Genomic DNA, 12,953 nt, shown 5'->3' on the forward strand with positions numbered 1-12,953 from the left:
TAATCTAACGCTTTCGGCGCAAAAAAAGAAACGGTGGCGACTAAGTACAGGTAATTTTTCGTAGTGGCGCGGGCGAGCATCCGAAAGCGAACGTTAATTTATTTCAGCCAAATTTAGCTATCGGCCGGAATGCTTTCCCGGCTTGTGATTAGTCTTGGGAGGCTTTCTTTGAAAATTCGAGGTAAGATCAATCTGCTTGTCTCCGCCATGTGCGGCGTTGCACTGCTGATCGGGGCAACGGCAATTTGGGCCGTGCGTCAATATGATGAGAACCTGTCGGCGTACGCAGATGCGTCCGATCGCGCCTATGCCGGCGAACGCCTTAACCGTTTTGTGACGGCCACGGTAATGGAGGCACGCGGAATCTACGGTGCGCCGTCGACGAAGGAAGCTGCCACCTTCGCAAAGGGGCTGCTGGCCGACCTCGACCAGATCGACAAGGTCATTGCGTCCTGGACCCCGCTCGTGCCCGAAAGCCAGAAGGACGCGTTTGCAAAGTTGGTTGAGCGCGCCAAGGAGTTTCGGACGTTCCGTGCCGAAACAGCGCGCCTCGGCACTGAAGTGAACCCACAGGCTGCGAACGAGCAGGGCAACAACGACGCTAACCGCGCCAACCGAAAGGCTTTCCAAGCGGAGATCGATGCGATCGTCGCCACCGACAAGGCGACGCTGGACGCCGTCAATGCGCAGGTCGAAAGCTCGCGCACCTTTGTTCTGTGGCTGGTGGTCGCGATCACCGGCATCGGCATCGTTGCTGGTGTCGGTATGGGCGTCTACATCGGCACCATTCAGCTCAGCCGCCCGATCAAGAAAGTGACGGACGCGATCAAGGCGGTCGCCGATGGCAACTTTGATGCTGATGTGCCGTTTGCTGGCCGTCAGGATGAAATCGGCGAGATGGCGGCCGCTGTCGCCGTCTTCAAGGAAAATGGTCTCGCCGTTCGCCGCATGAATGCGCAGGAAGCTGCCATGCGTGCGAAGAGCGACGATCTGCAGTCAAGCATGTCCGTCGTCGTTGCGTCTGCAGCTGCGGGCGATTTTAGCCGCCGCATCGAAAAGGACTACGGCGACGAAAGCCTCAATCAGTTTGCCAGCAACATCAACCATCTGCTGTCAAGCATCGATACCGGCGTCGGCGAAACGCGCCGCGTGATTGCAAGCCTGGCGGAAGGCGACCTGACGCAAACGATGCGCGGTACCTTCCAGGGCGCCTTCGCCGAGCTGCAGCAGAACGTCAACAGCACCTTCGCGACGCTGCAGACGACGATGCGCGAGGTCCGTGAAACCGCTGAAGGCTTCCACGGCAACACGAACGAATTGCGCGCCGCCAGCGACGACCTCTCCAAGCGTACAGAGCAGCAGGCCGCAGCCCTCGAACAGACTTCAGCGGCGCTCGACGAGATCACCGCGGTGGTCAACAACTCGACCGAGCGTGCCCAGGAAGCCAGTGTCATGGTCTCCGAGGCCAAGGACGATGCCGGTAAGTCGGGTGTGGTTGTGCGTAACGCCGTCGACGCCATGGGCCGCATCGAGCAGGCTTCGCGCGAAATAAGCCAGATCATCAACGTCATCGACGAGATCGCCTTCCAGACGAACCTGCTTGCCCTCAACGCCGGCGTCGAGGCTGCCCGTGCCGGGGAGGCAGGCAAGGGCTTCGCCGTCGTCGCTCAGGAAGTCCGCGAACTGGCGCAGCGCTCGGCAACGGCCGCGAAGGATATCAAGGGCCTGATCACCAAGTCGGGCGATGAAGTGCAGGTCGGTGTGAAGCTGGTGCAGGCGACCGGTGAGGCGCTGGCCCAGATCGAACGCCGCGTCAACGCGATCAACGACCACATCCACTCGATCGCGACCGCCGCGAAGGAACAGTCGACGGGCCTCAAGGAAGTCAATACGGCCGTCAACCAGATGGACCAGGTAACGCAGCAGAACGCCGCCATGGTCGAGGAAACCTCGGCTGCGACGCACAAGCTCTCCGGCGAAGCCGACGGTCTCGTCCGTCTCATCTCGCGCTTCAAGGTCTCGAATGCGCCCCCTGCGGCCCCGGTCGCGGTTGCCCGCCATCAGGAGCATCGTCCGGTGGCCTCGCCAGCTCGTCGCGCCATGGGCACCGTCGCGCGGGCATTCAGCGGCAATACCGCCGTCGCCGAACAGAATTGGGAAGAGTTCTGATCACCTCGTCCTTCTCGATCGATTGAAAACGCCGCCACCGGGCGGCGTTACCTTTTGCAGCAAACGGGATTGCTCTCAAAGATTTGAAAGCGGACCGTCATCGTCTAATATAGAAGGCGCAAAGGGCGCCCGGCGCCAAGCGGACGAAAGACGATGCAAGGCAACGAACAAGGCGACGATCTTCCTCCAGGCGGTGCTGCCGGGACCGAGACCGATAAGGCCGAACACTGCGCACCCGGCAAATTCGGCGGGCTTTCCGGCAAGCTGCTATGGCTGACGGTTGTCTGCATCATGCTCGCCGAGGTGCTGATATTCTTTCCCTCGGTCGCCAGCATGCGTCTGCGGTGGCTGGATGAGAGGCTGAACGCCGCCGCCGCGGCCGCGATCGTTATCGATGGCCTGCAGCCGGTGGAGCTGCCGCGCGCACTGCAGAAGGAGACGCTGGAGGCGACGGGCACCAAGGCGATCGTGCTGCGCAAGGAGGGCACGTCTCGTCTCCTTGCCACGACCGACATGCCGACCTCCGTCGACAAACAATACGATTTGACCGACGTGCCGGCTCTGACGGCGATCAGTGATGCGCTCGATACGCTGATTTTCGGCGGTGACCGCATGATTCGCGTCTATGGCCCGGTGGAGGACACCAATACCGGCGTCGAAGTGGTCATGAAGGACAAGCATCTGCGCAATGCGATGCTTGGGTATTCACGCAACGTCTTCCTGCTGTCGATCCTGATCTCGTTGTTCACAGCGACGCTGGTGTTCTTCGCGATCGACCGCATTTTGATCCGGCCGATTCGCAAGCTGACCGGCAGCATGCAGCAATTCTCCTCGGATCCAGAAAATCCGCACAACGTCTTCGTTGGCGATGGTGGCCGCGATGAGCTCGCGGTTGCCGGCCGGCACCTGACCTCAATGCAGATGGAATTGCAAAAGACGCTGAAGCAGCAGAAGAACCTGGCCGCGCTCGGCCTCGCCGTCTCGAAGATCAATCACGACATGCGCAACATCCTCGCCTCGGCGCAGCTGATGTCGGACCGCCTCGTCGATGTCGACGATCCGATGGTGAAGGCCTTTGCGCCGAAGCTGCTGCGCACCATCGACCGCGCAGTCGGCTATACGACCGAGGTGTTGTCCTACGGGCAGGCAACCGAAGCAGCGCCGCGCCGCCGCCGCGTCCGGCTTTTCGACCTGACGCAGGACGTTAAGGACATGCTGGCGATCGATGCTCAGAGCGGCATCGAATTCATCGACCAGATGGCGCTGGAGCTCGAGGTCGATGCCGATAGCGAACAGCTGTTCCGGGTGATCCACAATCTCTGCCGCAACGCCGTGCAGGCGTTGAGCACTCCAGCCGGCGGGCGAGGATTGGATGGTAGCAAGCGAATCACGGTTTCCGCCCAGCGCGTCGGCAGTGTCGTCAGCATCATCGTCGATGACACCGGCCCCGGCATGCCGCAAAAGGCGCGGCAGAATCTCTTCGCAGCCTTCCGCGGCTCGGCGCGTTCCGGTGGCACGGGCCTGGGGCTGGTGATTGCCCGCGAGCTGGTGCTGGCCCACGGCGGCACGATCGCGCTAGTGGAAAAGCCATCCGTCGGGACACAGTTCCGCATCGAGATTCCGGATCGCCCGGTATCCCTGGACGATTACCGCGGCCGCGCGCTTTACGAAAAGTGATGTGTTTCCGCGCATTTCAGATATGCGCTACCAAAGTCGCGATTTTTTCAGAAAGCCTATTGCAATCCCTCAAAGGACCCTTTAGAGAACCGCCCACGCAAGCGGTTCGGCCGCTTCCGGCACGCACCCGTAGCTCAGCTGGATAGAGCACCAGACTACGAATCTGGGGGTCAGGAGTTCGAATCTCTTCGGGTGCGCCATTTTTTCCGCGATAGAACTGACCACCGATATGCGATGGCCGAACTCAGCCATTCGATATCCTCTTCCTGCCTAAACTAGGAGCGGACCTTTAGACGGCTGGCAGTGAAAGCTGGCAGAGCTTGTGCGAGGGCTCTGCCAGGGAAGCGACTACAAGGGGTTCTTGGCGTAGATCTCATCGTAGGCGAACAATGCTGGAGCACCGCCGGTGTGGATGAACAGAACCTCGTCCGAGGGCTTAAAGATTCCCGCCTCGATCCGACTGAAAAGAGCCGCCATCGCCTTCGACGTGTAGACCGGGTCCAAAAGGATGCCCTCGGACCTCGCGCATTGGACGACGGCCTTCCTCGATGGGTCGTTCGGCAGCCCGTAGCCGGGAAGGTACATGCTGTCATCGAGTTCGATAGCATCCATGGTTCCTGATTCATGGATCCCGACCAGGGGAGCGACATCAGAGACCAACTGCTCGATAAGAGGACGTTGCATCGCTTTCGACCGCGAGATTGTCGCGCCGACGAGCTTTGCCGTCGAGCCGGTGAGTTTAAGTCCGGCAAGCAGCCCCGCATGCGTCCCGCCTGATCCTGACACGACGAAGATATGGCTGAACGCCTTTCCGAGTTTCCGTTCCTGTTCCGCGATTTCCACGGCGCAGGTCACGTAGCCCAGGCAGCCGATCGCGTTCGACCCGCCCAGCGGCACGACGTACGGCGAAAGCCCTTGCGCCCGCAACGACGCCGCATGAGCGTCCACCGCGTCGGCGAGCGGGTCGTTGCGTCCGACCTGCACGATCTCCGCGCCGACCAGCCTATCCAGAAGCAGGTTTGCCGAGTTGTGGTAGCTCTCGGAACGGTCGGGAACTTCGTTTTTTAGGACCAAATGGCACCTCAGGCCAAGCTTGGTCGCGACCGCCGCAGTCAAGCGAGCGTGGTTCGATTGCAAGGCTCCGGACGTGACGACGGTGTCGCATCCCTTCGCCAACGCGTCCCCCATCAGATATTCGAGCTTCCGCAGCTTATTGCCGCCCATGGCGATGCTGCCGAAATCATCCCGCTTGATGGAGATCCGCGGGCCACCGTAAGCGGCGGAGAGGCGGTCGAGCGTCTCAATCGGCGTCGGCCATTGGGACAGTATCTGCCGTGGGTGTGCATCGAGCTGCATCGGGCTGGAACCTCGCGGGGGTATAAGGCAGTGAAATCATCAGGAACGTATAGAGTTATGCAGGGCGCGTACATAGATCGTGGCTGGGCGCAGAGCTCGGTGCGCGGCCAGGATAGGAAAAGCCCCGCCGACTCGGCCGGGCTGTTGGGACTGATCGTTGTACATGTCCCTGGCGGCCTACTCGGGATAGGATTCCACGCCCTCCAACGCCGCCTTGTGGAAGAGGATGAATACCAGGGGGTTGCCAGGCTCGGACATTGCGTCGCTGCGCTGGCCCGTTATCTCTCCGGCCACGCCGCTCGTATACTCCGCGACCACTTCGCCGAAGCTGTTGCGTTGAATAGCCACCTTCTGTCCGGGTTCGACTTTGTCGTTGAGCTTGACCAAATGCTCGACGATCCCGCCCTCAGTTGCCAGGATCGGGAAGGCACTGTTGCCGACGAAAACACTCACGTCCCTGCCTGTCCGGCCCATCGGCCCAGCAACGATGCCGTGATGCTTGAGAACGTTCATCGTGCCTTCGACGAACAGCGAGATCATCTCGATGTCCAGAACGCGAGCAGCGCCGATCTCCGGCGTAAAGGACGGGATGCCTGCGTCCATAAACGCGTTGTGCAGGACACCGGGATAGACATGGTTGTCGAAGATCTGGCCGACGGGATAGAGCTCCACCATTGCCTTGACCTCGGGCACATCCATGCCGCCAATATTGAATGCAGTCACTTCGAATCCGGTTGTTCCGGTGTGGAAGTCGATCGCGAAGTCGGCGTTCGGCCGCAGCAGCCGGTTGAACAACAGCCCGGCGTGTCGGCTGGGCGCGGTGGCGCCGTTCTCGTTCCCGGGCCACTCCCGATTCATGTCGATCAGATCTGGGCCTCTGCCCTGATTGGGCCATCTGCGCTGCATGCTTTCAACGGCCGGGCGCGCTACGTCGGTCACCGCCATGACCGTTCCTGACATCTGCGCCGGATCGAGCTGGTTCATCACGGTCTGGACCGTGTGAATGTTGCTCATTTCGTCGCCATGCACACCACTGGTCAGGACGCCGCGCTTGCCCGGCTTCGCCCCCTTTGCGACCGTGACGGACACATACCAGTGCTGCCCTGTGGGCATCTGCGCACCTTGAAAATAGAGGAAGTGCTTCTGCCCTGGCTCCAAGTCGTTGACGTCGAGTGCGCTGACGACCCTTTTTCCCTGGATAACATCACCGGTATAGACCGTTCCTGATGCCGGATGGGAAGCGGGTGCAGCTGCGCCCTGGGCATTTGCAGCACCAGCACTGACGGCAAAGGCAGCCGACGCGCCGACCGTGGCGATGGAAGCAATTATGAGATCACGGCGATCGATGCCATTCTTCGATTTGTCCGACATGAAGGAGGCCCTCTGTGATTGGAAAAGCCACGTTAGAACAACAGCATGCGCATCGGTCGCAGAAATTCTGGACGACTTCAAACTAGGGTATGTTGCTGAAAACTAGGGTATGCTGCTCAACTCGCAAGGTTTGCCGGGCTCGCGATCCTTGCTGCTTTGTTCGGCAAGATCCGGAGAGAACGCGAAGCAGGCATGCTGCATCACGTCTTTCCGAGACCTGCCAAAAGATGTGCGTCTCCTGACGTGCCCAACCGGCGGGCTTGGTCGACCTTTTTGGGCGGCGTCAAGTCCGCGTCGGCACGAACGCAGGAGTCACGACGTTACGGCCGGTGACTGAAGCGGGCGATCTGCGCATCCTTCATCAGGTTGCGGAAGCTGAGACCGCTCATATGCACCAGTGTCCTGTGGTCGCCGCCCTCGAAATAGACGTCGCTGGCCGTGCCGAGGCTTTCGTCCAGGATCACCGGCACATTGTAGGCCGATCCGATCGGTGGGACGGCGCCAATGTCGCAGTCGGCGAAAAGCGAACTGACCTCATCTTCCGAGGCGAGGCCCAGGCGTTTGTTCATGACGTCCTGCAACGTGCTGAGCTCGATCCGGTGCGTGCTGGGAACGACGGCCAGAACGTATCCCATTTCGTGATGTACGACGACGGATTTGGCCAGCCGGCTGCCCGGAACATGCGCGGCTTGGGCCGATTGGCTGGTTGTCGCGGTGCGATGATGATCGAGGGTTTCGTAGGCGATGCCTTCACCGTCGATATAGTCCTGAAGTTTCCTTGCGATTGTCATCTTGAGCCCCTTATATGGCGTGGTGAGGCATAGGGGCATTGTCCTCTCATTGCCTGCGAAGTCAACGGCGAGCGGGCGTAAATGCCTGCCGCGGCCTGCTGGCTGATGACCGCCATGGGCGATGGCGGTCGCCGGGTTTTTCTCGGTGTCGATCGCTGGCTCAAGCCGAGGCTCTCAGTTCGCCGCGTACGGCAAGGGCCTCGTCCGTAGAGAGTACCGAGGCGTAGGCAAAAGCGAATGCCGCCATGAAGGCTGCATGCGCCTGTGCGGCGGGGACCAGTGTGCCGTTGAATTCGAGATCGCGCGTTGCGCAGGCATCATGGATGACAGTCACCCGATATCCGAAATCGCTGGCAGCCCGCGTCACGGCATCGACGCACATGTGGCTCATGCTGCCGACCACGGTGACGTCCTCGATGCCATTGCGATCGAGCGTCGCCTTCAGGTCCGTTTCGCGGAACGCGTTGACATGGTTCTTGACGATGACGGTCTCGCCGGGTCGGTTCAGCACTTTCGGATGAAGCTGTGCACCTTCCGAACCGGCCACGAAGAAGGCGGCATTCTCGCCGGCCGACTCATGCCTGATGTGGACGACAAGATCGCCTGCATCGCGGGAAGCCGCGATGATCCGTGCGGCGTTGTCGGCCGCTGCCTCGGCGCCAGCCAATGGCCATTTGCCGTTCGCAAAATAATCGTTCTGAATATCGACGACGATGAGGGCGCGCTTGTTCATGTCCTTGTATCCTTCCATTCCTTCGGGGGGCGACTCCTGCCCGCTGATGGACAAATTACGTCTGACGCGGCATCGTGTGGATTGGCGAAATTGACATTATAGAGGCCAAAACTGACAAATGAGCCAGACCGACGCGCCGGCCGAGATCGGTGTCCTGCTCTATCCGAACGTCCAGCTCGCAGCCGTTTACGGCCTGACGGATCTCTTCTACCTGGCCAATCGGTTCGCAACGGCCCGGCAATCGTCGGGAGGCCCGGCCCTGCGTGTAAGTCATTGGCGAAGGATGGAAACCTCGGCGGCCGTCGAGCGCGTCTTCGATACGGCGCCAGGCACTATGAGATCGCCGACCGTGCTGATCCTGCCTCCCAGCTTCGACGAACCGATGACACCGAAGGAAGCCGCTCCGCTGGCGCGATGGCTTTGTGAGCGGCATGCCGAGGGAACGACGCTGAGCTCCGTCTGCGTCGGCGCCTTCCTTCTCGCGGAAACTGGCCTTCTGGCGCACCGTACGGCGACTACCCATTGGGTCTATGCGGACTTGCTGGCACAACGCTTTCCGGACGTGCGGGTGGACACCGATAAACTCATCATCGACGACGGCGACGTCATTACCGCGGGTGGCCTGATGGCCTGGACCGATCTCGGTCTCAAACTCGTCGACAGATTGCTGGGATCGACCATCATGCTCGACACCGCGCGCCACCTCCTCGTCGATCCGCCGGGGAGGGAGCAGCGCAGCTACAGCAGTTTCTCGCCACGCCTGAACCATGGCGACGAGCAGATACTAAAGGTTCAGCATTGGCTGCACGCGAGCGGCGCGCGCGAGGTGACACTTGCGGTGATGGCGCGGCGTGCCGGCCTGGAAGAGCGTACCTTCCTGCGCCGGTTCCATAAGGCGACAGGCCTTCGGCCAACCGAATACTGCCAGCATCTGCGGGTCGGCAAGGCGCGCGAAATGCTCGAATTCTCGAACCGCACGGTTGAGCAGATCGCCGCGGCGGCCGGCTACGAGGATCCGGGCGCGTTCCGAAAGGTGTTCCAGAAGATCACCGGGCTGTCGCCGGGAGACTACCGCAACCGTTTCGGATTGGTCGGGCGGGTATGAGGTCCGGCATTATGCCGCGCAGGTGTGTGAGAGGTCCGAGCGAAGCCTAATGGTTGACGGATTCCGACTAGGGGATCGCGCCGTAGCGGCTAGTTGTGCTTTTCAGCATCCATTTCTCCTTCGAGTCTTGCTCGCAACGTCGCCATCACGCGGTGTGCTATCCTGATATCCTCAACTGAAAGGTCCTCAGCCAGCGCATCGACCCTCGGGTTGTATGCGTTGATCGCGGAGTCGTAGGCGCGGCGTCCCTTCTCGGTAAGCACCACGAGATGCGCCCTCCGGTGGTGCGGGTTGGGCTCGAACATCACGATCCCTTCCTGGTGCAGATCGTTCACGATGCGCTGCACATTCTGCCGGTTCGCTCCGAGATCGCGGGCGAGCCACGCCACCGGCTGCGGCCGGTGGGCGTGCACGATCGCTCCGAGAATCTGCCACCTGGCACTGGTCAGTCCGTAAGGCCCAACCAGTCTATCACCCCACATCAGGGTCAGGTTGTTAGCCCTGAACAGGGTGAGGATCAGGTCGGTCAAGGCATCGCCCTTCTGGCTTCGAGTCAGTTCACTCATTGTCTTCATCCATCTATATTGACATCATCATGTCAAATTATTATGTATTCATCGTATCGAATTGACATCATGCATACAACTCGGAAGGAGACCGAAATGTCCCACATGAAGCCCATGGACGAGAAACTACCTATCGAACGCCAACTGGCCATCGAAGCCGCACCAGTCGTACTCATCAACCTCTTCACACTCGATCCAGCAGATGAAGCGCGCTTTCTCGAAGTCTGGAAGGATGACGCCGAGTTCATGAAGCGCCAGCCGGGCTTTATCTCGACCCAACTCCATCGCGCCATCGGTGAGAGCCCGACCTACCTGAATTATGCGGTGTGGGAATCGAATGAAGCGTTTCGCGCAGCTTTCACACACCCCGAGTTCCGGGCAAAGCTGACGAGCTATCCGTCGTCCGCAATTGCAAGACCGCACCTGTTTCAGAAGGTCGGCGTCGCCGGTATCTGCACGGCCTGACCCGGCACCCGAGCCGGCGCGCTAGCTTGGCGCAATATTGCGAAGTCATGGTGCGGTCGGCGCTGCCTGCGTGCAGCGATTCATTGCGCGTGGCCGGAGGGAATATGCTGAGGAGTATGGTGCGAGCGTTTGCGTTGTGCGCGGTCGTTGCGGCGCTTGCCGGCTGCGTCGATGCCAATACGCCGACCCTCGTGCCGGTCGCGGCGCCCTTTGACCCGCCGCTCAATCTGCCGGGCGTCGCGCATCACATCTGTGTCGGCGACGGCAATTTCATGTATCGCGAGGCGAAGAAGCAATACGAACTGCGCGCCGGCATGGGCGGCTATCCGATTGATCCGGCGGTGGAAGAGGCGACTGCGACCGCCGCGGCACACCGGCAGTATGTCACGTGTCTGTCGAGCCAGGGATACCGGATCGCAAGATAACTCGGCGCGGTAACTTTACCGCTCTTAGTGCCGATCGCTTGATACGCCATCGGGGATTCGGGCAGGCCATTGCATAAGACCCTCTGGATCACGCCCAGTCGCTGCCGATCACGACTGCTGGAGGCCGCGTGTGATCGCGGAACTTTGCTACGAAAGAACGCATTTTTCACGATAAATCCAGAAGGAGGATTTATCGTGAAAATGTTGAGCTTCGCTTCCGTCCTGTCAGCAGGCGGGCTCCTCGCGCTGGTATCAATCGCTCCTGTTCAGGCGGCGCCGGTGCAACAGGTTCCCCTCCCAAGGGCCTCGAACGTCGAAATGGTGCAATACAATCAGCGAGCGGGCCACTTGAACGGCTATCGCGGCACGCGCACCGAGCGCCTCGGCACTCGCCGCGGTCCGGATGGCTATTGGTATCCGTTGGCAGCCTTCAACGTCGAAGGCGGCACGACAGGCTCGATCGGCACCCAGCCAGTGCGGCCAATGCAACGGCAGGGCTACTGCCAGAACACCTTCAGCGGCACCAATGGCGACGGTAGCATGCCGTGCGACAACGGCTACTGATACCATCAAGCCAGAGCAAAGGCGGGATCAATTCCCGCCTTTGCGTTCATGGCTTACTTCAATCGCGGGTGATAGTTTTTGCCGGTTGCCGGCCAGATCGGCGGTAATCCAGCGGCCAGCCTGCGTGGCCTGCGAAGCGCTGCTTGTCGTCGCCCGAACCAAGTCTGTCGACAGTTGAAGGGGAACCTTCCTCCCACGGGGCTGCTCTCCGTGCTCAAGAAATTGACCAATTGATCAAAAATGCCACAAAAAGAGGCTGGCCCGTTTGCGAAGCTATGCGTATATCGCATTGCTGCATTGCGGTAATATCCCTATTCCTGATCGAAACGGTAGGCTATCTATTGTCTCGAAGGCAGCGCACTCCTCCTCCCAGCGCTCCTTCATCGGACTGACAACACTCCTCCTCCCAGTTGTCAGTCAGGATCAAGAGCCCGGTGCACCTCCTCCCGCACCGGGCTTTTTTCTATTTTGGTCTCCGTGTCGATAAATCGTAACATCCTCGCTAGCGCGACGCGGTCGCGCTTCAGTGCCCGCGCGTTGCCGGCAATTGGCCATCGCAAGTCCTCGCAGACGAAAATTCCCATAGGCAACTGCCGACGATCTGATATATCAGGCTGAAATATTGCCGCACCATAGCGAAATGATGCTGCCTAAGGCGGCGTAACCCGGCACGCTTGAGAGGAGTTGACTGATGAGATGGAAGCGCACGATCCAGCTTCTGGATGTCCACGCCGAAGGTGAAATCGGCAAGGTGGCGATCGGGGGAGTGCCTAAGATCCCCGGCAATACGGTCGCCGAACAGCTGAATTGGCTGAACAGCGATCCGAAGGGTCAGGAGCTTCGCCGTTTCCTCTGCCTCGAGCCACGGGGCGCGCCGATCGGCTCCGTCAATCTGTTGCTGCCGCCGAAACATCCGGATGCCGATGCGGCCTTCATCATCCTGCAGCCCGATCAGGCGCATGCAAGCTCAGGCTCGAATTCGATCTGCGTCACGACGGCGTTGCTGGAATCCGGCATAGTCGAGATGAAGGAGCCGGAAACCGTCGTCACGCTGGAAACGGCCGCCGGCCTCGTCAAGGCGACGGCGACCTGCCGCGATGGGCGCTGCGAGAAGGTCAAGCTCACCATGGTTCCGTCCTTCGTGCATGAGCTCGACGTGGAGATCGATACGCCGCACTGGGGCAAGATCAAGGTGGATCTCTGCTACGGCGGCATCTTCTACGCGCTGGTCGATGTCGGGCAGATCAACCTGACGATCGAGAAGGGCAATGCCGCGGCGCTCGTGCAGGCTGGCATGGTGTTGAAGGAGCTGATTAACCGCAGCATCGAGGTTGTTCATCCGGAAATCCCGGCGATCTCGGGCGTTGCCTATGTCATGTTCCGCGACCTCGAAGCAGACGGCACCGTTCGCACCTGCACGACCATGTGGCCGGGCCGTGCCGATCGCTCGCCTTGTGGCACGGGCAATTCTGCCAACCTCGCGGCACGACATGCGCGCGGCGAGGCGAAGGTCGGCGACGTCTTCAAGTCGCGGTCGATCATCGGTTCCGAGTTCGAAGTCGGATTGTTGGCGGAAACCGAAGTCGCCGGTCGTCCCGCGATCATACCAACGATCGCCGGGCGCGGTTTCACCTTCGGTCTTTCTCAGGTCGCGCTTGATCCCTTCGATCCGCATCCGGGCGGTTTTGCCTTGACGGATGTCTGGGGGCCGTTGGCCGGCGAAATCTGACG

The 12,953-nt window shown here is 60.5% G+C and carries 12 protein-coding genes and 1 tRNA gene; 8 read left to right on the plus strand and 5 right to left on the minus strand.

All coding sequences use genetic code 11. The features are described from left to right. Positions 1-168: 168 nt before the first annotated feature. The 3 genes from ATY80_RS04360 to ATY80_RS04370 all read left to right on the plus strand — a co-directional run bounded on the left by ATY80_RS04360 (position 169) and on the right by ATY80_RS04370 (position 4,046). Positions 169-2,169 (plus strand): methyl-accepting chemotaxis protein, encoded by a 2,001-nt coding sequence (locus ATY80_RS04360; protein WP_189637081.1) that lies wholly within the window; start codon positions 169-171, stop codon positions 2,167-2,169. 153 nt (positions 2,170-2,322) lie between these two features. After that, positions 2,323-3,846 (plus strand): HAMP domain-containing sensor histidine kinase, encoded by a 1,524-nt coding sequence (locus ATY80_RS04365; protein ID WP_088691208.1) that lies wholly within the window; start codon positions 2,323-2,325, stop codon positions 3,844-3,846. Positions 3,847-3,969: 123 nt separating this feature from the next. Beyond that, positions 3,970-4,046 (plus strand) — tRNA-Arg (locus ATY80_RS04370). Between the two features lie 148 nt (positions 4,047-4,194). Here ATY80_RS04370 and ATY80_RS04375 read toward each other — a convergent pair. From ATY80_RS04375 to ATY80_RS04390, 4 genes are all read right to left on the minus strand, one after another. Next, entirely contained in the window at positions 4,195-5,202 is a 1,008-nt protein-coding gene (locus ATY80_RS04375; RefSeq protein WP_088691209.1) for a D-cysteine desulfhydrase family protein, read from the minus strand. A gap of 177 nt (positions 5,203-5,379) precedes the next feature. Beyond that, the gene (locus tag ATY80_RS04380) at positions 5,380-6,573 is read right to left on the minus strand and encodes a succinylglutamate desuccinylase/aspartoacylase family protein (protein ID WP_088691210.1); all 1,194 of its coding nucleotides are present in this window, start codon (positions 6,571-6,573) and stop codon (positions 5,380-5,382) included. Between the two features lie 320 nt (positions 6,574-6,893). Beyond that, positions 6,894-7,364, minus strand: a complete 471-nt coding sequence (locus ATY80_RS04385) for an aminoacyl-tRNA deacylase (RefSeq protein ID WP_088691492.1) — start codon at positions 7,362-7,364, stop codon at positions 6,894-6,896. A 160-nt stretch (positions 7,365-7,524) separates the two neighbouring features. Next, the gene (locus ATY80_RS04390) at positions 7,525-8,097 is read right to left on the minus strand and encodes a cysteine hydrolase family protein (RefSeq protein WP_088691493.1); all 573 of its coding nucleotides are present in this window, start codon (positions 8,095-8,097) and stop codon (positions 7,525-7,527) included. Between the two features lie 118 nt (positions 8,098-8,215). On the opposite strand from ATY80_RS04390, the gene ATY80_RS04395 reads away from it, so the two are divergent. After that, positions 8,216-9,202 (plus strand): GlxA family transcriptional regulator, encoded by a 987-nt coding sequence (locus ATY80_RS04395; RefSeq protein WP_088691211.1) that lies wholly within the window; start codon positions 8,216-8,218, stop codon positions 9,200-9,202. Between the two features lie 89 nt (positions 9,203-9,291). Here ATY80_RS04395 and ATY80_RS04400 read toward each other — a convergent pair whose 3' ends face one another. Then, positions 9,292-9,768: a MarR family winged helix-turn-helix transcriptional regulator gene (locus ATY80_RS04400; RefSeq protein ID WP_088691212.1), complete on the minus strand. Its 477-nt coding sequence runs from the start codon at positions 9,766-9,768 to the stop codon at positions 9,292-9,294. 96 nt (positions 9,769-9,864) lie between these two features. Here ATY80_RS04400 and ATY80_RS04405 point away from each other — a divergent pair, with 96 nt between their 5' ends. The 4 genes from ATY80_RS04405 to ATY80_RS04425 all read left to right on the plus strand — a co-directional run bounded on the left by ATY80_RS04405 (position 9,865) and on the right by ATY80_RS04425 (position 12,951). After that, positions 9,865-10,233: an antibiotic biosynthesis monooxygenase family protein gene (locus ATY80_RS04405; RefSeq protein ID WP_088691213.1), complete on the plus strand. Its 369-nt coding sequence runs from the start codon at positions 9,865-9,867 to the stop codon at positions 10,231-10,233. A gap of 104 nt (positions 10,234-10,337) precedes the next feature. Further along, positions 10,338-10,658 (plus strand): hypothetical protein, encoded by a 321-nt coding sequence (locus ATY80_RS04410; protein ID WP_088691214.1) that lies wholly within the window; start codon positions 10,338-10,340, stop codon positions 10,656-10,658. Between the two features lie 201 nt (positions 10,659-10,859). Next, on the plus strand, positions 10,860-11,222 hold the full coding sequence (locus tag ATY80_RS04415; RefSeq protein WP_088691215.1) for a surface protein: 363 nt from the start codon (positions 10,860-10,862) through the stop codon (positions 11,220-11,222). A gap of 691 nt (positions 11,223-11,913) precedes the next feature. Then, on the plus strand, positions 11,914-12,951 hold the full coding sequence (locus ATY80_RS04425) for a 4-hydroxyproline epimerase (protein ID WP_088691216.1): 1,038 nt from the start codon (positions 11,914-11,916) through the stop codon (positions 12,949-12,951). Positions 12,952-12,953: the final 2 nt, after the last annotated feature.

Origin of the sequence: Rhizobium sp. R711, assembly GCF_002211365.1 — a bacterium.
Taxonomy (GTDB): Bacteria; Pseudomonadota; Alphaproteobacteria; order Rhizobiales; family Rhizobiaceae; genus Rhizobium.

Excerpts from the sequence above, each read along its gene's own strand:
- ATY80_RS04365 (WP_088691208.1), top strand. The coding sequence starts at position 2,323 with ATGCAAGGCAACGAACAAGGCGACGATCTTCCTCCAGGCGGTGCTGCC.
- ATY80_RS04375 (WP_088691209.1), bottom strand. The coding sequence starts at position 5,202 with ATGCAGCTCGATGCACACCCACGGCAGATACTGTCCCAATGGCCGACG.
- ATY80_RS04380 (WP_088691210.1), bottom strand. The coding sequence starts at position 6,573 with ATGTCGGACAAATCGAAGAATGGCATCGATCGCCGTGATCTCATAATT.
- ATY80_RS04385 (WP_088691492.1), bottom strand. The coding sequence starts at position 7,364 with ATGACAATCGCAAGGAAACTTCAGGACTATATCGACGGTGAAGGCATC.
- ATY80_RS04390 (WP_088691493.1), bottom strand. The coding sequence starts at position 8,097 with ATGAACAAGCGCGCCCTCATCGTCGTCGATATTCAGAACGATTATTTT.
- ATY80_RS04395 (WP_088691211.1), top strand. The coding sequence starts at position 8,216 with ATGAGCCAGACCGACGCGCCGGCCGAGATCGGTGTCCTGCTCTATCCG.
- ATY80_RS04400 (WP_088691212.1), bottom strand. The coding sequence starts at position 9,768 with ATGAGTGAACTGACTCGAAGCCAGAAGGGCGATGCCTTGACCGACCTG.
- ATY80_RS04405 (WP_088691213.1), top strand. The coding sequence starts at position 9,865 with ATGTCCCACATGAAGCCCATGGACGAGAAACTACCTATCGAACGCCAA.
- ATY80_RS04410 (WP_088691214.1), top strand. The coding sequence starts at position 10,338 with ATGCTGAGGAGTATGGTGCGAGCGTTTGCGTTGTGCGCGGTCGTTGCG.
- ATY80_RS04415 (WP_088691215.1), top strand. The coding sequence starts at position 10,860 with ATGTTGAGCTTCGCTTCCGTCCTGTCAGCAGGCGGGCTCCTCGCGCTG.
- ATY80_RS04425 (WP_088691216.1), top strand. The coding sequence starts at position 11,914 with ATGAGATGGAAGCGCACGATCCAGCTTCTGGATGTCCACGCCGAAGGT.